Raw genomic sequence first — 21,391 nt, 5'->3', positions numbered from 1 at the left:
AGCCATGCCGATTAGTTTGACAGGGCGAAATCCACATCTCTATAATATGTGCAGCTTCAACGGGCACGATTAGCTACTTGCAGGCAAGCTAGCAGCTCAGGACAAAAGACCTAAGCCTCTCTCGTTGGATGGCCCGAAATTTCACGGTGGTGGGCCTTCTGCGAGGTTGCAGGTGGCATGGGAAAAGCTTAGAGTAGGGAAGATCCAGATCGTCGAAAAACTTGCGTTTCCCGTTCTTTAACCCCTTGCCGGAGAGTAAGCCGTAATGACTCAGTATCGCGTCCTTCCAGGCCCGGAACATTTCCTTCCTCCATCGGCTGCGAGCATGGGCATTTGCTTGCCGAACCCTGGGGAAGCCCACGTCAACGGTGTGATCGTCCCAGAGGACAAGGCATACGAGGAAGCGGCGAAGCAATTCCTCATGGCCAAAGTGCCGACGATCTTCCCAGGCCCCTTAGTTCTGTGGGCATGGAACGAGAAGGCCGCCAAAAAGGCAACCGCCGTCCGTCACTTGTACAATACGCTCAAGGAATGCGTGCAGCCAGGGCAAACGCCCATGCTGATTCCGATGCCGGACTACCGCCCCAAGTACCCGAAGATCAACCCTGAAGTCGAAATCAATCCTAACCACCCGAACCTGACCATCTGGCACAATAAGATTGATTGCTGCATGTTCGTCGGGGTCCATTGCCACCAGGCAAATTTGGCGCTCAAAATCATTCGAGGCGGCACCTCCTGTTACACAGTTGCCATGTGCGCTCAGGCTGGCCATGAAGATGCGATGCTGTCCTTCCGCGACGCATCGGTCGAAAAGATCATGAAACTGGCGGAGTGGGTGAGAAAGTTGAAAGGGACGGTCCAACCACGGCTGACATCAGCAAAGAGCGGAGCCTCAAACTAAGCCGTTTGAAGTTCTGAAGAGAGTGAAAGGAGGCTGATCCATGGCAGACACACACTCAGTCATCGGCACAAAGAATAAAAAAGGGCAGACCTTTACCGACACCTGGAAAATGATGAACGAGGCGCCCCGTACGCCGTCGTTCTATACGGGCAGCGAAGTCATCAAAGAAGCCCTTCGGCGGGCCAGTTGCGACGTGATGATTGCTTACCCCATTACCCCGCAGAGCGAAGCAGCCGCCTTGATCGGCGAACTCTTTGCCGAGGGGTACATCGGTGATTACTTCCGCGGCGAGAGCGAATTCGCCGTCATGTCGCAATGCGCGGGAGCGGCCTTCGGCGGCGCGCGCGTCTTTACGACGACCGCGGGACCCGGCACGATGCGTGCGATGGAGAATTTCCCGATGTGGTCCGGCGCACGGTTGCCGATCCAGATGATCGTCACCTGCCGTGGCATCAACTCGCCACTGTCGATTCAGCCTGACACGCTTGAGATTGCCTATCTCCTGAACACCGGCATGCTCGTCTGGCATGCGGAAACGGCCCAGGACTTCTTCGATTGGATCCTCATGGGCTACATGGTGTCGGAAGAGCCGGATGTGCACCTTCCCTTGGCGCTGTGCTGCGACGGGTTCTTCGTCACGCACACCAAGGACGTGGTCAATCTGACTCCAGTCGACATGTGCTTGCCTCCCTACGACCCCTATCGCTCGCCTGTGCCCTGCATGGACATGGAATGTCCACCGGTCCGGATGATGCGCGATCCGTTTGTCATGAAGAGCAACTACATCAGCTACGCCACCCACGCATCCTGGCAACAAGAAGTCTGGGCGGCAGTGGAGCGGTCACGCAAGCACACGATCAAGTGGCTGAACGGGTTGATTGAAACAGAAAATACCGATGCCGAAGTCATCATCGTCGCCTCTGGCACAGCCGTCTCACAGGGCCGTGAAGCCATCCGCCTCCTCGAAGACGAAGGCATCCGTTGCGGTCTGGTCAAAGTCAAAGTCTTGCGGCCATGGCCGGGCGAGGAAATCCGTGACGCCACGAAGAACGCCAAACACATCATCGTCCCGGAGTTCAATGTGACCGGATGGCTGGCCAAGGAAATCAAGGCCACTATCCCCAACAGCGAACGGGTGCATGCAGGCCCGCGCGTCTGCGGCGGCATGACGATGCCACCGGAAATCATCGTTTCCGAAATCAAGACCCTGCTTGGTATACATACCGTATCGATGGCCAGTCGCGGCTGATTGGATCGAGGCAAGCAAGCACTAAACGCCCTGAATAAGACGTACGTATTGAGGAGGCCATCATGAGCAAAGAGAAAATCAAAATTTCAGAAGACCTGTACGACATCATGCCATCCGATTATCAAGATCTGGTCAAGAGCGCGACCTATGGCAAAGAAGACCGTGGCTGGAAGGACATCGGCAACAGCAAGGAACTGATCGAGCAGCATTCACTCTGCGCCGGCTGCCCCGAATCTATGGCCTTCCGCTATATCCTGGCCTCCTTACCTAACCCCGAAGACACCGTCATGGTCGGCTCCACCGGCTGTACCAGCTTGGTGTTCCCCATGGTGGCCGTGCACAACATCCATTCCCTCTTCGGTAACCAGAACGCCATCGCCTCAGGCTTGAAGCGCGCCTTGAGCGTCCGCTTCCCGGGCCGGACGAAAGACGTAGTCGTGCTCGCCGGCGACGGCGCCACCGTCGATATCGGCCTCGACATGACCTTACAAGCCTGGTTCCGCCAGGAGAAGTTCACCACGATTTGTTTCGATAACGAACTCTACGCCAACACGGGTGGCCAGGAGAGCGGTCTGATGCAGAAGGGCTTCGTTGCCAAGATGGCGCCGGTTGGAAAACTTTTCGACAAGGTGCGTCTGCCGGAAATTGCCCGTGAATCAGGCTGCCATTACGTAGTGCAATGCACGGTCAGCAAGCCCTCACTCATTGAGAAGGTGGTCCGGAACGCGGTTATGATCTCGCGCGAAATCGGCCCGACCTACCTCCAGCTCTATACGCCTTGCATTCTCGAAATCGGGAAGAACAGCATGGAAGGCCTTCAAGAGATGCGGGATTCTGAAAAGCCGACCGAGCGGTTCGCCTACAAAGAGTACATCAGTGAGCCAGCCAAGCAACTCCTGGCAGAGATGGCCGCCAAGGACAAGGAAAAGAAGGCCGCAGCCAAGCAGCTGGCCTCGCAGGGAGCCTAATCCGATTCTGGAGGAGAGACGACCATGATCAAGAAACGACTGAATATCCGGATGTCGGGATTAGGCGGACAGGGCGCCGTCACTGCCGCACATGTCCTGGCCATGGCCGCCAACCGCGACGGCAAGTTTTCGATCTCCAATCCCTTCTTCGGGGCCGAGAAGCGTATGGCGCCAGCCGAGAGTTATTGCCGGATCGGCATTGAACGAATCTATGACCGTGGAGAATTGGTATTCCCTGACGTCATCCAGGTCTTTCATCCTCAGGTCATCACCATGGGGAAAAGCTACACGATGCCCTTCTACTCAGGCGTGAAAGAAGGCGGCCTCGTCGTCATCAACTCCGACCAGGAGTTGCTGTCAGCCGATGACATTGAACGGCTCAAGGATCTCAATGTGAAAGTATTTTACATTGCGGGAACCGAGCTCGCGATCGAAGTGGCCGGCACCGAGCTCTCGACCAATATGGCGATGATCGGATCGGTCGCTGGCATCACCAAGTGCGTCTCCATGGAAGCCCTAGACGGAGCCTTGCAGGAACGGTTCGGCAAGAAGTTCGTCGCCTCCGGTGGAACCGCCTCCTTGGATGAAGCGATCAAGAAGAAGTTCGCCAAGAAAGAAATGTTGCTGGCTAAGAACTTGGCGACCGTGCAGGCGGCCTATGAAATCGCCAGTAAATGGGCCGAAGAGAATAAGTATGAGCTGCGAGTCGGTAATCCTGCCGTCGCCGCTTAACGAGAGAGAAGGAACCAGCTCGCATGTATAACGTAGCGCAAGTCATCGATGAGAAATGCGTGGCCAAAAAGGGATGCCGCCTCTGCATCATGTATTGTCCGGAAGCCAATTGCCTCGACCTGAATACAAGCAAGATGGTAGCCGAAGTGATTATTGACCGTTGCAAGGGCTGTGAGCTCTGCGTGGTCGTCTGCGACGCGGCCAAACATAATGCCATCAGCATGCAGGCGGTCAGCGCCACCGGGCAACTGATGTCCAATAAAGGTGAGTCAGCAGCTCTTGGGCAGGCCTACCAAGGCTAACGTTTTTCGTAGCGGGTCTCCCGCGCAAGACCCCATGGCGCCTGCGCTATGGGGTTTTTTGTTGGTGCCGCTCTAAGGGAGAACAGATGGAAACAGAAGATAATGTCATCGATGAGCTCATTCGAGAGATCTCAGGTCTCATTCATGAATACCCGAAAGTACTCGAACGGCGGGCAGCCGATATTCATGCCAGCGGGAAGGATCCTGATTTAGCGCAGACACTCATCAAGGCTGCCGATACCATGAGAGATAGCGGGAACCTCTATCTCACCTGGGCGATTCACTACGCATCCGTTGCGGCTGGCCGGACCGATGCGACCTCAAATGAAGATGAAACTGAGGATTTTGACGTATAGCCGGCAGCACATAATCGATCAACTGTTTTGATAGAAAAAAGTCTCCCCCCGACAGAAATCTTTTGCTAGAATACGCAGCCCGACGACGGACTGTTTCATTCCCCGGTAGCTCAGTGGTAGAGCAGCCGGCTGTTAACCGGCTGGTCGCAGGTTCGACTCCTGCCCGGGGAGCCACAATATCAAGGCCTTCGAGACTTCTCTCGAAGGCCTTTGTCGTCTTCAGTGGGACAGCGGTTATTTCCAGCTTACAGTGCCTCGGCAATTCATACTGCGGAGAGACTTGGACTTTCATCGATGATAGCCACTATGGAGCCTAACTGGCGAATATTCACACCGGCCGCGCTCCTCCATAATTCATATCTCATGACCGTTCTGCCAGGCTACTGGTCTCGCCGAGCGCTCCTTGCCGGAATTCCGACTGAGTCACGACTCTTCACCACAGAACCTCATACCCAAATACTCGGCTTCTGCCACTGGCAGACAGCCAGAGCCGATTGTCAGACCGTCGTACTCGTGCACGGACTTGAAGGCAGTAGCGAGTCGCACTATATGCATGGGATTGCCGCAAAAGCCTATCGCACAGGCTTCAATGTCATACGCCTGAACCAGCGAACATGTGGCGGAACCGAACACCTGACGTCGACGCTCTATAACAGCGGATTAAGCCAGGACTTTCGAGCCGTCGTCCATGAATTGGCGCAGTCCGATGGACTCAATCGCATCTGGCTTGTCGGCTATTCGATGGGAGGAAACCTCGTCCTCAAAGCAGCTGGAGAATTCGGCTCGTCGGAGTCAGCATTGGCCGGCACGATCGCCGTGTGCCCGAATATCGATCCAGCGCAATGTGCCAAAGCGTTGGAAGAGCCAAGAAACTGGATCTACCACAATCACTTCTTGAGCAAGCTCAAATCGCGCATGAAGCGCAAGGCCGCGCTCTTTCCAGGAAAATGGAGCCTCACAGGACTCGATCGTATCCGTACCATCAGCGACTTCGACGACCGTTACACCGCCGAAGACGGAGGATATGCGAGTGGCGCTGACTACTACAATCTGGCCGGCTCGCAGCATGTAATAGGGAAGATCGCCGTGCCAACCATCATCGTCACGGCACAAGACGATCCGTTCATTCCCTACTCGATGTTTTCGCTCCCGGCCATCCACCAGAACCAGCACATTCAACTGGCTGCACCCTACTATGGCGGCCATTGCGGATTCGTTCAGCAATACCGGCGGGATGAAGACCGATTCTGGGTAGAAAATAGAATTGTCGAATCGATAGGACTGTCCGGAGCAGGAACTGCCAGGCGGCCTCGTCCAACCAGGTAACCGAAAAACTGACGAGAAGCTAGGCTGCTTGCTTGTTCAATCGTCGGGACTCCACTTCAGCGACCTGATGTGCGCACTTCCTGACCCACGTCACAATGAGCCAGGCACTGGTCGCCATAATGCCGGCGATAAACATCCAGTTATAGATCCCTTTTCCTGACTTGCTGAGAAACGGATCACAGACGTAGAGCAACACACCATGGGCCATCGACACAATTGCGAAGGTCGTCACCGGTAAAATTAATGCCCGGTAGGGCATGATCCACTTCCACTCATCCGGTGGCTCTGCGGTCAATTGACGGGCTCCGAGCCAAGCAATCACCAGTACACCCCCATATCCGATACATTGCACCAGATCTGAGGCCCGCAGCTTCCCCACGGTGGTCTCACGAAACAGCGGGATATGCCCCAGTATCACAGCGAACAAAAACGTCAGCGCCATCGCCACTCCATATTCCATCATCCATTTACGTGCCTTCATGCTGCCCTCCCTCAATCGCGCCTATACCATCAGCCCAGTGGGGTTACGCCATAGAGAAGCATAGCACCTCGGCAACTTATCCACGTATTCAATCTGTTCTGCGACGAAATGGAGAAAGCAGGCAGGCCCAATCAGACTACACCGATTGCAGATGCGTCCGTACTTCCTGCACGTAGGTTTTGAAGGGATCCGGCATGGGGAAAGGCGCCTGCCCGCGCAATTGGAAGATCGACCAGTTGATCACATAGGATGGGGAGAATCGCTCTTCCGGACTGGAATCTGCCGGTTCATCGGGCAGTCCACTGGCCAGCAAATGCCGAACGAGTTCGCCGCGACCAAAGGCTCTGGTATTGCGGGGCGGATGGTCCATGGCCAAGGCAATCGCCTTGTCGGTGGTGAGGCGCGGAACCCGGCCTTCCTCCATAAGTCCAAAGTAGAGCCCCTTGCCTTGATGGAGATTGTGATATTCCAGATCGAGGCTCTTCAACGCCGGATCCGCCCAGGTCAACTGCTCCGCCTCCCGGAAGGTGTCAAGCAGCCAGAGCTTCGAGGCCCAATCAACCCGACCGACTAGCTTGGTGTAATCCCCGCGGAGGTCCTGCAACACCGCTTCCCATTGATCGAGCACCCAATCGGTTTCGCCGTCCTGCCCACGATAGTGGGCTTGCGCCGCGGCGAGAAAGGCCTCCTGAATGTCGATGGCGGAAATCGACTTCCCCGATTGCAGCTGCACAATCCATTGCCGGTCCTGATCCTGAGACAGTTCCTGCATGGTTTCAACCGGCTCATGGAGCTCCAGGTCGATCGGGGCATGGCCCTCTTCGATCAGTTGCAGCACCAACCCTGTTGTACCCAACTTCAAGGCCGTCGCCACCTCCGCCATATTGGAATCACCGAGGAGGAGATGAATACGGCGGTATTGATTCGGGTCTGCCAGCGGTTCATCTCTCGTATTCACAATGGCACGATTCTGCTGCACCCATTCGAAGAAATCATTCACGATGTAATCGGCGCGCTGAGAAATCTGAAACGGCATGGCAGGATGCTGCCCATGGCGCTGATTCGCGCCCCGCGGCACGATGAGCCGGTCCATCTGAATCCACGCGTCCTGGGGCCCGGCGGTCCCGACACGCCCGGCTCCCGTAAAAATCTGTCTGGTGACGAGAAAGGTGACCAGGGGCCCAAGGCCGCGCCTGGTAAAGGGGAACCGTCTCGACACGAGAAAGTTCTCGTGCGACCCGAAGGTCGCATCGGTTTCATGGTCCACATTGTTTTTGATCAACGACACCTGATCGGCCAGACCGAGGTCTTCAACGGCATCCTGCAGCAACTGATCGCCGGCACGGTCGGCAGCCACGACATCGCTGAGCGACTCACATTCCGGCGAGGCCCATTCCAGATGTCCCATGTCGAGGTACATGCGCCCGGCGTTGGTGAGAAATCCTCCGTTACCCGGCGGTTCATCGTGCCCACGATGGTGCAGATCCAGCACCCCACGCCGTTGGACGTGAAACAGATGGTCTCGAATCTTGTGGGCAAACCAGGTAGGCGTATGATCGGGCAGCTCTTGGTTCACCAAGAGTCCGTACTCGGTTTCAAGTCCGAAAATACGGTTCAACATCTCAGTTCGCCACGGCGGATTGAAGTGACTTCGGGAGAAGTCGTGCCAGATCGGACGGCTTCAACGCCCGATACTTGGACGTACCGGGAGCCTGGCGCTCAAGAACGGCACATTCAAGGGACCGCCCTCCGGCAATGCCACGCACATGCGCCATCAGCACGTCGGCACTAGGGACCGGAGAGGTCACTGCACCAGCGTTGCCGGCAGATGGATCGGGCTCAGCCTGTTGATCCGTCTCTTCCTGTTGATGCGCGAGGGAGCCGATGGCCCAGGCGCGCAGCGCCAGATCCAAGGCCTGCTCCAACGACAGCGTGGCAGGCGTCTGTTCTCTTAGATAGGCCGTCATCTTCGTCTGGGCAGCTGGAGTGGCCGCCAAGACCGCACAACCGGTCAACTCCTCAAACGTACCATCGTAGTTGATCGTCAGGATCGCATCCTTCTCCGGCTTCACCCCCAACTCGGCCACAAGAATACGCACGATGAACGGCGCCTTATACACTTCCTCAAACGCCTGCTTAATGACAGGGGCGATGCCGTATTTCACCAACCTCGATCCCGTCACATCGGAGGGCGAACGGTTGAATCCTTCGACATGCGCCATTTCAAGCAGGCTAAAGCGAAGCTTTTCCAAATCCGTGGGATGCCCCATTCCGCCCAATGCCAATCGGTCATAGATCTCGTAGAGCTTCGATGTTCCTTTGCTCACCGTCGTCAGGAGGATGCCTCCATCATAGGTCAACGCAACGACCGGACTCCCCTGCTTGAACTGTTCATCGAGATACTGGCGTCGATTGCCGACGGCTTCGACCCAGCGATAGGGCTCTTCATACATAACGCACCACCTGTGATTCATAGAGGGGTTTCAAGGTCGCGTCCGGCACCGTCTGCACGCCGGCCCCGGTAATCAACTTGATCACGGGATAGAGACTCGCCTCCCGATTGACACCGCCGGTCGCCGAGTCGAACTCTGCCGCGCTCGTGAGCAACCGTAAGGCCTGCACCATGGCCTGCTCTTCAGGGAGCCGATTGAGGGGCTGATCGCCCCAGGTATTCAGGTAGTGTAAAATGCCCCGGATCGTCGGAGAACCGGAGCCGGACACCGCATACTCCACACCTTCAAACTCCGCCCCCAGAATATCGTAGAAATAGATCTTGGCCGAGCCCTGCTCTAAATCGTAGCCGGCAAACACCGGAACCACCGCACCAGTCCCGGCTAAGGCCGCAGGCACATTATCCTTTAAGAGCTTGGAGATCGCGCGCAGTTTGCCGTCGAAACTCAACTCCTGGAGCTGCGTTCTCCGGTAATATTTGAAGGAATGCTCCAGGACCCGCACCATTTCATAGGCGGTCGCCGGCACGCCGGCAATCGCCATCACACTGTGCCGATCGATCTCTAACACCTTGTCCGTCCGATCGTACATCACCATATTGCCGGCGGTTGCGCGACGATCGCCGGCCACCAGGACACCATCGCGATACTTAAACGCCAAAATCGTCGTGGCATTCGTCAGCGCATGGCCGGTCCCCACCGCTGCCGGTACGCCCAACGTGTAGCCCTGTTCCTTCAACAGCTGAAGAAAGTCCCCTTGCATCCCCATCTCTTTACCTCACCTTTATTCGTATCGCACTCCACATAATCTGGATGGGTACCGACGTCACGGTTCACTGCGCGCGTCCAACGAGGGCCTTCCTAGGCCGCGCGTTGCGCGAGCACAAACCCAGACTCGGCGCCCATCCTCACTCCCCTGTTCTCTGCCGATACCGCTCAGCCTGCTTCGGATCGACCTTGCGCATACGCTTGAGCAGATTATCTTTGTCCGGCGACCCGGTCTCCGGCCGTTTCGGCCCGCCGCCCTCTTCGGACGGACTCGGCGCCTTCGGCATCGGGCTGCCTGGCCCTTCACGACGTTCCGGCATTGAGCTGTAGTTCATGATCGGGACTCCATTTCTCTATTCCATGCGTTCAACGCATCCATCGGGGACACCGCCTGCTCAAAGATCTTCGCACAGGCCTGCACCGCCTGTGGCTCGAAGAGATCGCCCATTTCCAACGTCCGCGGAAGCAAGCCTCCGCTGAACTGGATCCGCTCCCACTGCATCGTTTTGATCTGATCCGGAAACCGCCTGATGCAGAGGCCGCGAATCCCCCCTCTGGTATCGATCGGGCCAGCGACCAGGGCCGATTCAACGTCCTGTTCCGACGTCATCCGCCAGGCCTTCCCCTCTGCCTCAAGGCCGAGAAAGAGCCCGCGCTCCGGATTCACATTATGGTACTCCAAATCTAAACTCGCCAGCCAGGGATCGTCCCATCCAATCCGCTCTTCCTGCATAAAGGTTTCCAAGAGCCAGAGCTTCGTGACCCAATCGAGCTTCCCCACCAATTGCCGGCGATCGCCGGCAAGGAGCCGGAGCGTGTCGGCCCATTCGGACAGGACCCAATCGGTCTCTGCATCGGCACCGGCCAAATGCTTCTCCGCCGCGAGATAATACTGTTCTTGAATCTCGAGGCCTGTGATGGTGCGGCCATTTCGCTGACGCACCGTCGCCTTGAGGTTCTGATCGCGAGCCAACTGTTTGACCGCAGTGACCGGATGTTCCAATTCAAGCGCCGGCGCTGCGTTGCGTGCGATCAACTCCAGCGCCAATTGTGTCGTCCCGACTTTCAGCGCCGTGCTGTACTCGCACATATTGGCATCGCCGATGATGAGGTGGAGCCGCCGGTATTTCTCCCGCACCGCATGAGGTTCGTCCCGCGTATTCAGAATCGGCCGGTTGTGCATCGTGTCGACGCTCAAATCCGTCTCCATGAAGTCGGCCCGCTGAGACAACTGGTACTGACCCGGCACGAACCCGCTCTCCTGACCCTCCACACCAACCTTACCCGCTCCGGCAATGACCTGCCGGCTCACCAGGAACGGCAACATCCCTGCAGTCAGTGAGGAAAATGGAATCGCGCGCGCGACAAGATAGTTGTCATGGCAGCCGTAGCTATGTCCGTGAAAATCCGTATTGTTTTTGTAGAGCTGCAGGGGGGACCCGCCGAGCACCTGATTGCGCCGCTCCGCCGCCCGCTGGGCAATCCGCTCCCCCGCACGGTCGTGGGCAAGGAGCGTTCTCACCGTTCGGCATTCAGGCGTGGAATATTCCGGATGTGTATGGTCGTTGTAGAAGCGGGCGCCGTTCGGGAGCACCAGATCGCTCTTCATCTCATGAAACGAAAAAGGCCGATGGGCATCGACCTTGGCGAACTCGTCTTCTTCTTTATCCTGCTGCAACCCAAGCACCCGAAATCCCCGAGCATCCTCGTGCGGATCTTCGCCGCCATAGTCCCAGCGCCGCTCAAACGAAGCCGTCAGATGGGCCCGAACCAGCTCCATCGACTCCACCACCGGATCGACCGTGTCCTGGTCTTCCCTGGTAATCCCGTATTCTGTTTCGATCCCGTATAGTCGCATCTTCGTTTCCGTCACCCACTCCGTCTCAAGGACAGATTCACGGCAGATGGCTAAGGTGCTCTCGACTGCGCCCATCGAGCGAGCACATTCTGATCGTGCGCGCACTGGGAGCAAAGAGAGCCCCCTGCCATCTGCCCACTTAGATAATCTGTCCCACCAACTTCTCTTCTGCCTGCCGCCCTCTCCGGAACGAAGAGACTCCTACGACTTGCTCCGGATGGTGATCGAGGAGCTTCAGCCATTCCTCTGCCGCATCGTCAGGTGGGAGCATCTCTCCCTCCCGGAATTCTGCATGTACGGAATTGACCAGATCATCCAGCGTCATGCCCCCCTGCTCGGACCCGCCTGCCGCAATCACCCGCTCGATCGCCTGTTCCTTGGCGCGCTGAACGATCGAAGCCAGGATCGCCCCGCTGATCAGATCGCTCCGATAAAGGACCTTGTTCTGTCCGCTTCGAAGCCGGATCGACAGCAGCCGATTCTCATCGTTGCGCGAGAACACCGCGGACAACGCATGCTCGACGAGATCGGCAGAGGCCTTCTTGCGGTCCCCCCCATGTTGATCGACCCATTGCCGATCCAACGGCAGATCATCCGTCAGGTACACGTTCAGAATCGCAGCTGCCGACTCACGATTCGGACGGCTCACCTTAATCTTGCGATCGATACGCCCAGGCCGCAGCACAGCCGGATCGATGAGATCCGGGCGGTTCGAGGCCAGAATGATCACCACATCGTGCAGAGACTCGATCCCGTCCATCTCAGAACAGAACATGGGCACCAGGGTACTGGAAATATTGAATGAACGAGACGCCCGCCGCGTGCCGAGCACCGATTCCGCCTCGTCGATGAAAATGAAGGGCAAGGCCCCTTCTTTCCGGCGGGCACGGGCTTGGGCAAAGAGATCGCGAACCATCCGCTCCGATTCCCCCAACCACATATTCAGAATCTCAGGCCCCTTGATGTGGAGGAATGCCCCGCGGGTCACCGGCGGCTTATCCCCCTTCGCACCGGCTGTCGCCTGGATCGACTCACCCACCAGCTTCGAAAGACTGGCGGCGGCCGCCTGCCCGATCAAGGTCTTTCCGCAGCCGGGCGGGCCGTACAATAAAAAACCCTTGGGTTGCGTAAACTTAAACCGCTGAAACGTGTCCGCATGGAGCAAGGGATACTCGATGGCCTTCTTAATGGCCGCGATGGCTTCCGTTTGTCCGCCGATCTGCTCCCAGGTCACCGTGGGCACTTCGTCGAGGAGGTGAGACTTGGCTTTCCGATCCTCCATTTTTTCGATCGCCACGTGGAGGCTGGGGTCGATGCGCACTTCATCGCCGGCCTTCAAATCCACACCGGCAAGGTCGCTCGACCGCTGAAGGATCATGACCTGCCGCCCCATCTCATGCTCAAAACGAAGCCGCCCGTCCCCCAGCACTTCCGCCACTTTGAACACCGGCCCATTGCGGTCATATCCCAAGACCTTGATCACCGCATAGGCGTCGTTGACCAGAATCTGAGCACCGATCTTCAGTTCGACAGCCTGCACCCGCGGGTCGACCGACGCATAATACTCCGCGCCTCCCACCAGGATTCGCGCGAGGCCTTCACCTGGCACCTCGAGCAGGGTACCGACCCGATTAGCCGGTGCCGTCAGCTTGGCAATGACGTCGGCTACTTTTTTCAATTCGACGTCCCGTTGCTGCTGCGCCGCTTGGCCGAGGATCATGGTATGGCGCAGTTTGTAGAGAATCTTCTGGCGGGGATCACTCTCGGGAAATAAGGCGAGACATTCTTCTAAGAGTTCAAGTGGATCGGGTCCAACACCCATCGCGGGGCTCGCAACCTCCCCTGGCTTCCCGTTGGGCTCCGGGTCCTGTGACTTACTTGATCGACGATCGCTCATCAGTGGTCCTCCATACCGAACAGATCCATGATCCTAGCATAGCCACCGTTCGGATTACCGCTTATCACTGCCGCTCAATTGACGGCTTGGAGGGTCACGGAGACACGGTCCCGATTGGTTCCCCGCAGGATCTCAACCGTCACCTGGTCGTTAACCTTGTGCCGTTCCATGACATCCATCAGTTCGTCCAGGGTTCCAACCGGCTTGCCGTCGACTGCCGTGATGATGTCACCCAATTCCACCCGGCCGGTGGCGGTTTCACGCGCCCCCTTCAGCCCCGCCTGCTCCGCGCCGCTCCCACGCGACACCTTCCCGATAATCAGCCCTTTGATGCCCCACCGCTTCGCCATCGCATCGGGAATGAGCGAGACCCCGAGCCCCGGGCGGATGAGTTTGCCATGCTTGATCAATTCCGGGACGATACGGTTGACCGTGTCGACCGGCACGGCAAAACCGATTCCCGCGAAGGCCCCGCTGGGGCTCATAATCTGGGTATTCACGCCGATCAACCGGCCGGCGCTATCGAGGAGCGGCCCGCCTGAGTTGCCAGGATTGATGGCGGCATCGGTCTGAATGACGCCTTCGATCGTCCGATTCGACAGGGACTTGATCGTCCGACCCAGCGCACTCACGACACCGGTCGTGAGCGTATGATCGAGACCGAACGGATTCCCGATCGCCAAAACTTTCTGTCCGACACGTAGATCCTGCGACGTCCCGACGGTAAGAGGCGACAGCGTCTCTTCCGCTGCACGAATCTGCAGCACCGCCACATCGTGATCGGGATCGGCGCCGATGAGGGTGGCCTTATGCTCCGTCCGGTCGGCCAAGGTCACCGTGATCGAGTTCGCCCCGTAGACGACATGAAAATTGGTGACGATGTGCCCCTGCTTATTCCAGACGAATCCCGTTCCGGATCCTTGCGGGGTTTCAAACAGATTGAACGACCAGGGGTCTCGTTGGATCGCGGTGTTGGCGATGAAGACCACGGATTTGGTCGCCCGCTCGAACACGGCCATGGTGGCCCGTTCATCCGCGCCCAACTCGGCGGGCAAGGGTGTCACCAGGCGCGGCTTGCCTTCAGGCCCGTCGTAGGTCCCGCCCAGCGGCTTCCCCCACTCCGCCATCGACAGGGCAGGCCAGAGGCTGACGAGCAAGAGTCCCGAGATCACGACTCGCCCCTGCATCGCCATCATTCACCCATGATCTGGATAATGAGTTCCCTGGTGCGCGGCTTAGTGTCAAAATCGACGAGGACGACCTGTTGCCAGGCCCCCAGCAACATCGCGCCATCCAGGAAGGGAATGGTGACCGACGGCCCTTGGAGCTGACCTCGCAGATGACTGTGCCCGTTGTCTTCCCCGGCATTTCTCGTATTGTGCTGCCAGGCCGGATCGGCCGGCACCGCCCGATCCCAGAAGACTTTCGTATCGGCCCTGATCCCCGGTTCATCTTCAATGATCATCACCGACGCCGTCGTGTGCTTCACAAACACCGTCACGATCCCGGCCAGCAACTTCGTGCCGGCGAGGGCGTCGGTCACGGCTTTCGTCAGATTTTCGACCTGGCTGTTTCCCTGCATGGGGAGACGCAAGGAGACCGTTTTCACCGCCATGTTATGCCTCCATCGCCCGGAGGGCTCGTCGCTCGCCGCTCGTGAAGGCACAGCCGCGAGCCTCCTCCAGAATTGCATCGAACTCGCCTTGCGCCGTCAACCGGCGTAACGCCTCCATCACTGCGCTGCTCAAAATACCCTCCGCCCGCAACGTCTCCAAATAGGCAAAGGCATCGACCAGCGTTTCCTTGTTCCTCACATAATAGTCCCTGCCGCGCCGCTGATTGCTGTAGGCTTCAAATTGCTCGCAAGCGACGAGAATCTCCGCCAACTGCCGCACCCAGGGCTTGGCCGCCGCCAGTTTCTCGGGGTAATAATAATAGAGCATCACCTGCTGCATCCAAGGCGCCCACGTGATCCCCATCTGCGTGATGGCAGGCCGAACCATCCGCAGCCGGCGGGCCAGCCGCCGCGCATAGCCCAGCCTCATCTCAACCTGCTCCTTCGCCCACGCGGTCATCGGGATGCCGTCGGCTTCAAGATCCTGTCCATAGCAACGGAGAAAGGCCTCCGTCTCGCGTCCGTAGGACGTGTAGTGATGGACCGCTCTCCATTCCCGCGGTCTCGTCGGAATCCCTCGCTCCTTGGCCCAAGACCAGATCTTCCCGAAGAGTTGACGATCGAGCCCGGCGCGGCCCAGGTCATGTAACAAACAGGCGATCTGATATTGGCGGACCCGCTCAGGCCCATGGCCCAGCGCCGCAGCGACCGCGGCACACATCCGCGCCGTTCGAATGGCATGTGGGCGATCGTACCCGCGAATGATCCGGCCAGGATGAAGCGGATGCGGGTAATCGTAGAGCGCCATGAGCTGCGTGACAAGAGCACGGGGAACCAACAGCGGAGCGCGTCGTGAAATGGATGTCATGTGTCGTGACGGGGAAGGGTTGAGCGCAACGGATACTGTTGCGAGGATAGCGTTCGCGGAAAGAGCCTGTCAAGGCGCACAGGGCAACAAAGGCTCGCCCAACGCCGCGATCTTTGTTATGCTCAACCCAGGCACGCGCGCATCACGCCGCACGATCCGGAGAAGCAACGATGTCGAGACACAGGACCGTCTGGCCGCTGACAGTGGCCGCGATTCTCCTCAGTCTATCCTGGCCACTGGCACCAACGTGCCACGCCAGCCCGCTGGATCAACTCACGGATCTCACCGACAAAGCCACCGTCGTGATTACCCTCAAGGGACGGGATAACTTCAACAGCGAGTACCGCTACGATGTGAGCGTCAAGAACCTCTCTGCCGAGACACTCATCAGCGATTCCCTGTTCATCGTCCTCGACAAGGTCACGAACATCGGAGGGGAATCCCGGGAGAACTTAAACAACGATACCATCCTGAGCCGCATGGACGTCCTGGGGCAGGATGGAGAAACGCAGGACGGGAAACCCTATTTCCAAATCCCGGCTGGGTCGACGCCGAACCTGCTGCCCCATGGTCTCAGCCTCCCGGCCAGCGTACGCCTCCGCAATAAAGATTACATGATCGTCTTCACCCCCTCGTTCAAAGTGTTCGGACTCAAACGACCGACGCCCGAACCCAAACAACCTCAGGCTGCCTCGTCTCAGCCGGGAACGAGTCCGGCAACAGCCAGCCGTAATTCCGTCGACAAGCTGATTCAACTGCTCATTAAAAAAGGTGTGGTCACGGAAGAGGAATGGCGTAAAGCCAGCCAGCCATGACCGACCCGACGTGCAAGGCCTGCCAGGGCGCCTGGCCCAGAGAAGACCATTTCATCGTCGATCTCGGCCTCGCCAACGCCTATCTACATGAGGATCAATTTTTCCCTGGCTGGACCGTCATCGTCTTCAAACGCCATGCAACAGAGTTATTTCATCTGGCTCCCACGGAACGAATTATGCTGATGGAGGAAGTGAACCTCGTCGCCAAAGTCGTCGCGCAGGTCTATGAGGCCAAGAAGATCAATTACGAACTCCTCGGCAATCAACTCCCCCACATCCACTGGCATGTGATTCCCAGGCTGCATACCGACCCGGCCCCGCTTGAGCCGGTCTGGCGGGTCACGCATGACGTCGCACCATTGACGCCGCCCGACTTGCAGCAGCAGATCCATCGAATTCAGATAGAGCTCAGACGCTCACCTGGCCTACCCACGCCGGATCTCCCCTAGTGGTGTGGCTGCAGGCCGGGAGCTATTCCCGCTCATTCCAATACGATATACTATCGACCTCGTCACAACAGCTGGAGGACCGCACGATTCAATGAAGCGCCGATTGGTTCTCGCGATCCTCTTCCTTGCATCCTGCGCCTGGCTTCACTCAATCGATTCGTCGTTGGCGGAGACGCCTGACAATCAGACGCCACCGGTTTCGACGGAGCCGCCCTCGTCAACACCGCCTCTCCAGCTTCCAGAATTGCGGCCTCACGAACGAGACGATGCCGTCAGTCTGCTGGGCGAACTGCGCGAGACCGTCCGCCTGTCTCCGCAGAACGCTGACGACCGGCTCAAGTTGGCCGAGGCGCTCTATCGAATCGGCGATCTGGATACCGCGATCGACGAATGCCGCATCGCCATTGCGCTGAAGCCCGATCATGCCCTGGCACATCTCCAGCTCGGCAGAGCCTTGATGGCCAAACAAGACTGGCGCGCATCGGTCATGGAATTGAAGGAAGCGGCCAGACTCAATCCGGAGTTGACGCAAGCCCACTACAATCTCGGCACCGCCTACTACACCACCGGCAATATCAAAGGAGCGATTCAGTCGTACCAGCAAGCGCTGGAGCTGCAGCCCTCCTTTCCCGACGCCCGCTACCGCCTGGCACTCGTACTCAAGTTAGCCAAGCGAGACCAGGAGTCCGCGCAATTCATGGAGGAAGCGGCCGCGAGCGGCATCCCGCAGGCGCAGTTCTTTCTTGGCAATGCCTATCGTGCAGGCCAGGGTGTGACCAAGAGCGGAACGCTCGCCGTCTATTGGTGGACCAAAGCGATTGAATTCGGACATCAACCGGCCGCCTCCGCCCTGTCCATCCTCCGCCGCCAAGCCCTCTCGCCGGTCCAGCCGGAACAGAACCGCCTTGAAGCCTTGAAGGCCTTTCAAGGCTATCGGGAAAAGATCTGGGAGCGCTTTCCAGACCTCGCGCACAACGGCGACAGCGAGACGCTAGGGACAACGTTGCTGAAGCAAAATCGAACGGACCATGCCATCCCAGTACTGCTCCAAGAATGTTATGCCCTCAGCGACATGGCGCAGACCGAACTCGCCCGACTCTATGAAACAGGCTGGGAACCATCCCTGCCTCCCTTCGACAAGAAAATCCTGGCCTGCTTCGAGGCCACGGCCGGCGAGGGATTCGGACCGGCCAAGAAAATTCTGGCTCGTATCTACGGCAAGGGCCTCGGCATGAAGCCCGACAGACAGAAAGCGATCACCGCCGTTCGGGGATTACCGAAGCAGGAAGTTAAAGCGGTGATGGACGAACTCTCCTTGCAGCCATAGCCGCATGTCAGACCTCTCTCAAACCTGGCGCCTCTTCCTCCAGTCAGTCTGGCTCCAAGCCGGTGCCATGGGATTGGGCGCGACGATTCTGGCGCTCAGCCTCGGGGGCCTCGCTCCTGCGACATTCACCGCACTCGACTGGACGGCCTACGATACCTGGCTCCGGCAGCGCGCACCCGTTCAGATTAGTCCCTCGCTCCTCCTCATCACGCGCGATCAAGCCAGCGAAACAAAATTTGGAACCGGCCCATGGGATCGGGCGGTCCTCGCCCGCTTCATCACTGCCGCACATAACAGCGGAGCGACAGCGATCGGCCTGGACCATCGTATCGCGCAGCCCAGCCAGGCACAGCTCGGCGGCGCCGCCAGCGACGCGTTGCTCCTGGAAGCCACCAGAAACGCAGGGCCTGTCGTCTATCCCTATGAGACCGAGTCGCCGCTAACCTCGGAGGCGATGGTCCTCAGCCATCTCCTGGTTTCCCCAAGCCAGGACCATGTCACGCGTACCGTGCCTCTGTCTGCAGAGCTGGGCACAGAGTCTGTTCCAGCATTCGGACTGGCACTCTATAAGCTGACGCAACCCCAGGCGAACCAGACCGGCACCATCGCCCTCGTGAACTATGCAGGAGACGGCACCCTTGGAAACCTGCCGACCCTGTCATTTGCTGCCCTCTGGGAAGCCCTGGAAACCCATCACGATGAACGGCTCGACAGCTGGTTCAAAGACAAGGTCGTCGTCTTCCTACCCGATCCAACACCAGCGGCCACATGGCTCTTGCCGACGGGCCAGTCCGTCTCCGGATCTGCGATCCACCTCCATCTGCTCAACATGCTCCTGACCGACAACCGGGTCTGTCGGCTTGGCCTGCTGAACAGCGGCCTCGTCACCCTCCTGCTCGCAAGCCTCGTCGCCTGGTTTCTGCTGCATGCAGGTGGCTCACGGTCCTTCCTCTTCGCAGGAGCCGTCGTCCTCGTCTACGGATGCCTGCTGGTGGCGGCATTAGCCCTCGCGCATCTGGTGCTTCCCCTGGCCCTGCCACTCAGTGCCTTGGCCCTTGTGTTCGTCGGCGCCACCGTCTGGACTCACCTCACGGCAGGCCAACGGATGGTCCTCCTCGAACGGGACATGCTGCGCGTCCAGCAGGAAGCCGTGGCAGTCCGCGAGGCCCTGGTCCTGCGTGAGAACCGGGCCGAAGCGCTGCAAGAAGACCTGGATCAGGCACGAGCCGCCGTCGCCCAGTCGACCGGCCGCCAGCAAGACCTCTCACGCTCTGCAGAAACATTGCGAACAGAATTGACCGAGGTGCAGGCGCAGGAAGAAGCCGCCAGACAACAACTACAGGACTTGGGTCTGGAATTGGCAGGGCTACGCGCCGTCACCGAAAGCAGCCGCAAGCCGGGGGATGCAGAACTGGAGCAACTGCGCGACGAATGCCGCAAACTGGGCATCGTCACGCAGAACCATCACCTGCTCGGACTCTTCCGCGATCTAAAAAAAGGTGCCAAGTCTCAGTTGCCCGCACTCTTGCTGGGTGAGGCCGGCACGGGCAAAGAACTATTTGCGCGCGCGATCCATCTGCTGAGTCCAAGATCCGGCAAACCTTTCATCGCCGTCAACATGGCGGCCATCTCACCGGAGCTCTTTGAGAGCGAACTGTTCGGCCATGTACGCGGCAGCTTCACCGGCGCGACGATGGATCGGCGCGGCTACTTCGAACTGGCGCATCACGGTACGCTCTTCCTCGACGAAATCGGCGATCTGCGGCTGGAACATCAAGGCAAGCTGCTTCGCGTGCTGCAAGAAAAGACCTTCTATCGCGTCGGCGCAACGACCCCAACGACGGTCGATGTCCGCGTAGTGGCCGCGACGAATCGCGATCTGCAGCGAGGCGTGTCCGAAGGCTGGTTCCGCGAAGATTTGTATTTCAGACTGAAGGGACTGGTGTTTCGGCTCCCACCATTGCAGGACCGGAAGGACGATATCGGCCTGTTGGCCGAACATTACCTGACCGGCCAAGCCCAGCAACTGGGACGGGAAGCCCCGAGGCTCACGCAGGACGCGCTCGACGCGCTGCTGCAGCATGAGTGGAAAGGGAACGTCCGCGAATTGCGACAATGCCTCGAACAGGCGGTCGCACTCGCCGAGGGGCCCCTGCTGACGAAGGACGATCTTCGATTGCAGCAGGCAACAGCCACCACATCGTCAGATCGCGCGCGCACACCAAAAATATTGCCGGAGCCAGCCGGCGATGCCGCCGTCCTCGATTGCCTGCGCCTCAATGGCTTCGACATGCAGGCGACCGCCAAGGCCCTTGGGTGGGACAGGAGCACAGTGACCCAGCGGCTCAAGGGTCTCTGCTTCCAGGCGCTGGTCGACACAAGCGGCGACAAAGCCCAGGCTGCTGCCACGTTGGCGGGCGACCCCTCCCTCACGAGAACGGTCGAACTCAAACTCATGGACTACTACGAACATCTCCTGGCCACGATCCAACCATTCGCGACAGTGGAGGAGGCACTAGCCGACTGCAAGAGACGCTTCAAGAACCTGCCGGATCGACATTTCAAGTCGGTTGAAATATTGGTCAAACAGGCCTACGCACAGAAAGCCAACTGACCATATGGTGCTAAACGAGAACGACGCCTTCGGGATTCCTGAATAGATAAATACTGGTACCTTCTAGGTACGTCTTCTTTCTCCTATTCCTATTCCTGACACCGAACGAATCATCGGCTGAGGTCTACGCCTACCCCAATGTCGACGGCGATACCTATACTGAAAGTCCGCAGCGGCCGGACTGCCGCTTCCTCGACATCCAACCGCCTGCGTTAGTCTACGAGCGAATCTTTACAGGGAAGGGTATCGAGGCAAGACCGGGCCCTGGCCGCAGGGATCTGCTGGGGCTCAGGCTGAAATCTGCGGGCTCTATCGGGAATGGGTGGCATTAGGCAGGAAACGATATGCATATGCCTATGACGTTCCACTTCACGGGCTTACACCTCTCGAAATAACCCGGCTGAACAATCTGGAC

The 21,391-nt window shown here is 58.4% G+C and carries 21 protein-coding genes and 1 tRNA gene; 12 read left to right on the top strand and 10 right to left on the bottom strand.

Annotated features, from left to right (window positions below; all coding sequences use genetic code 11):
• Positions 1-265: 265 nt before the first annotated feature.
• The 8 genes from Q8N00_11150 (at position 266) to Q8N00_11115 (ending at position 5,834) form a co-directional block, all read left to right on the top strand.
• Positions 266-901: a carbon monoxide dehydrogenase beta subunit family protein gene (locus Q8N00_11150; GenBank protein MDP2383350.1), complete on the top strand. Its 636-nt coding sequence runs from the start codon at positions 266-268 to the stop codon at positions 899-901.
• Positions 902-941: 40 nt separating this feature from the next.
• Complete coding sequence (locus Q8N00_11145; protein ID MDP2383349.1) at positions 942-2,150, top strand: transketolase C-terminal domain-containing protein; 1,209 nt, start codon at positions 942-944, stop codon at positions 2,148-2,150.
• 62 nt (positions 2,151-2,212) lie between these two features.
• Positions 2,213-3,118, top strand: coding sequence for a thiamine pyrophosphate-dependent enzyme (locus Q8N00_11140; protein ID MDP2383348.1), 906 nt, complete (start codon positions 2,213-2,215; stop codon positions 3,116-3,118).
• Positions 3,119-3,142: 24 nt separating this feature from the next.
• Positions 3,143-3,850, top strand: a complete 708-nt coding sequence (locus tag Q8N00_11135; protein MDP2383347.1) for a 2-oxoacid:acceptor oxidoreductase family protein — start codon at positions 3,143-3,145, stop codon at positions 3,848-3,850.
• A 23-nt stretch (positions 3,851-3,873) separates the two neighbouring features.
• Positions 3,874-4,152: a pyruvate ferredoxin oxidoreductase gene (locus Q8N00_11130; protein MDP2383346.1), complete on the top strand. Its 279-nt coding sequence runs from the start codon at positions 3,874-3,876 to the stop codon at positions 4,150-4,152.
• Between the two features lie 86 nt (positions 4,153-4,238).
• Positions 4,239-4,508 carry a hypothetical protein gene (locus tag Q8N00_11125; GenBank protein MDP2383345.1) on the top strand — a complete coding sequence of 90 codons (270 nt, stop codon included), beginning with the start codon at positions 4,239-4,241 and terminating at the stop codon, positions 4,506-4,508.
• Positions 4,509-4,607: 99 nt separating this feature from the next.
• Positions 4,608-4,682, top strand: a tRNA-Asn gene (locus tag Q8N00_11120).
• A gap of 132 nt (positions 4,683-4,814) precedes the next feature.
• Complete coding sequence (locus tag Q8N00_11115; protein ID MDP2383344.1) at positions 4,815-5,834, top strand: alpha/beta fold hydrolase; 1,020 nt, start codon at positions 4,815-4,817, stop codon at positions 5,832-5,834.
• A 19-nt stretch (positions 5,835-5,853) separates the two neighbouring features.
• On the opposite strand, the gene Q8N00_11110 is transcribed toward Q8N00_11115, so the two are convergent.
• From Q8N00_11110 to Q8N00_11065, 10 genes are all read right to left on the bottom strand, one after another.
• Positions 5,854-6,315 (bottom strand): hypothetical protein, encoded by a 462-nt coding sequence (locus Q8N00_11110; protein ID MDP2383343.1) that lies wholly within the window; start codon positions 6,313-6,315, stop codon positions 5,854-5,856.
• Between the two features lie 136 nt (positions 6,316-6,451).
• Positions 6,452-7,936, bottom strand: coding sequence for a proteasome accessory factor PafA2 family protein (locus tag Q8N00_11105; GenBank protein ID MDP2383342.1), 1,485 nt, complete (start codon positions 7,934-7,936; stop codon positions 6,452-6,454).
• Between the two features lies 1 nt (position 7,937).
• Complete coding sequence (locus Q8N00_11100) at positions 7,938-8,768, bottom strand: proteasome subunit alpha (protein ID MDP2383341.1); 831 nt, start codon at positions 8,766-8,768, stop codon at positions 7,938-7,940.
• Positions 8,761-9,534 (bottom strand): proteasome subunit alpha, encoded by a 774-nt coding sequence (locus Q8N00_11095; protein ID MDP2383340.1) that lies wholly within the window; start codon positions 9,532-9,534, stop codon positions 8,761-8,763. Before Q8N00_11095 ends, Q8N00_11100 begins: the two co-directional genes overlap by 8 nt.
• 139 nt (positions 9,535-9,673) lie before the next feature.
• The gene (locus Q8N00_11090; GenBank protein MDP2383339.1) at positions 9,674-9,868 is read right to left on the bottom strand and encodes a ubiquitin-like protein UBact; all 195 of its coding nucleotides are present in this window, start codon (positions 9,866-9,868) and stop codon (positions 9,674-9,676) included.
• Positions 9,865-11,466, bottom strand: a complete 1,602-nt coding sequence (locus Q8N00_11085) for a proteasome accessory factor PafA2 family protein (GenBank protein MDP2383338.1) — start codon at positions 11,464-11,466, stop codon at positions 9,865-9,867. The genes Q8N00_11090 and Q8N00_11085 overlap by 4 nt, the downstream gene beginning before the upstream one ends.
• 64 nt (positions 11,467-11,530) lie before the next feature.
• On the bottom strand, positions 11,531-13,288 hold the full coding sequence (locus Q8N00_11080) for an AAA family ATPase (protein ID MDP2383337.1): 1,758 nt from the start codon (positions 13,286-13,288) through the stop codon (positions 11,531-11,533).
• Positions 13,289-13,362: 74 nt separating this feature from the next.
• Positions 13,363-14,475 carry a trypsin-like peptidase domain-containing protein gene (locus Q8N00_11075; protein MDP2383336.1) on the bottom strand — a complete coding sequence of 371 codons (1,113 nt, stop codon included), beginning with the start codon at positions 14,473-14,475 and terminating at the stop codon, positions 13,363-13,365.
• A 5-nt stretch (positions 14,476-14,480) separates the two neighbouring features.
• Positions 14,481-14,903, bottom strand: coding sequence for a secondary thiamine-phosphate synthase enzyme YjbQ (locus Q8N00_11070; GenBank protein MDP2383335.1), 423 nt, complete (start codon positions 14,901-14,903; stop codon positions 14,481-14,483).
• 1 nt (position 14,904) lies between these two features.
• Positions 14,905-15,771, bottom strand: a complete 867-nt coding sequence (locus Q8N00_11065; protein ID MDP2383334.1) for a hypothetical protein — start codon at positions 15,769-15,771, stop codon at positions 14,905-14,907.
• A gap of 170 nt (positions 15,772-15,941) precedes the next feature.
• Here Q8N00_11065 and Q8N00_11060 point away from each other — a divergent pair, with 170 nt between their 5' ends.
• The 4 genes from Q8N00_11060 (at position 15,942) to Q8N00_11045 (ending at position 20,976) form a co-directional block, all read left to right on the top strand.
• Positions 15,942-16,586, top strand: a complete 645-nt coding sequence (locus tag Q8N00_11060) for a hypothetical protein (GenBank protein MDP2383333.1) — start codon at positions 15,942-15,944, stop codon at positions 16,584-16,586.
• Positions 16,583-17,035: an HIT family protein gene (locus tag Q8N00_11055; GenBank protein ID MDP2383332.1), complete on the top strand. Its 453-nt coding sequence runs from the start codon at positions 16,583-16,585 to the stop codon at positions 17,033-17,035. The genes Q8N00_11060 and Q8N00_11055 overlap by 4 nt, the downstream gene beginning before the upstream one ends.
• A gap of 91 nt (positions 17,036-17,126) precedes the next feature.
• A complete protein-coding gene (locus tag Q8N00_11050) occupies positions 17,127-18,362 on the top strand; it encodes a tetratricopeptide repeat protein (protein MDP2383331.1) in 1,236 nt (411 codons plus the stop codon).
• 4 nt (positions 18,363-18,366) lie between these two features.
• Positions 18,367-20,976, top strand: a complete 2,610-nt coding sequence (locus Q8N00_11045; protein MDP2383330.1) for a sigma 54-interacting transcriptional regulator — start codon at positions 18,367-18,369, stop codon at positions 20,974-20,976.
• Positions 20,977-21,391: the final 415 nt, after the last annotated feature.

It is taken from the genome of Nitrospirota bacterium (assembly GCA_030684575.1).
In the GTDB taxonomy this organism is placed as follows: Bacteria; Nitrospirota; Nitrospiria; order Nitrospirales; family Nitrospiraceae; genus Palsa-1315.
Note: the sequence above shows the minus strand (reverse complement) of the source record. Positions and strands in the feature narration are given on the sequence as shown.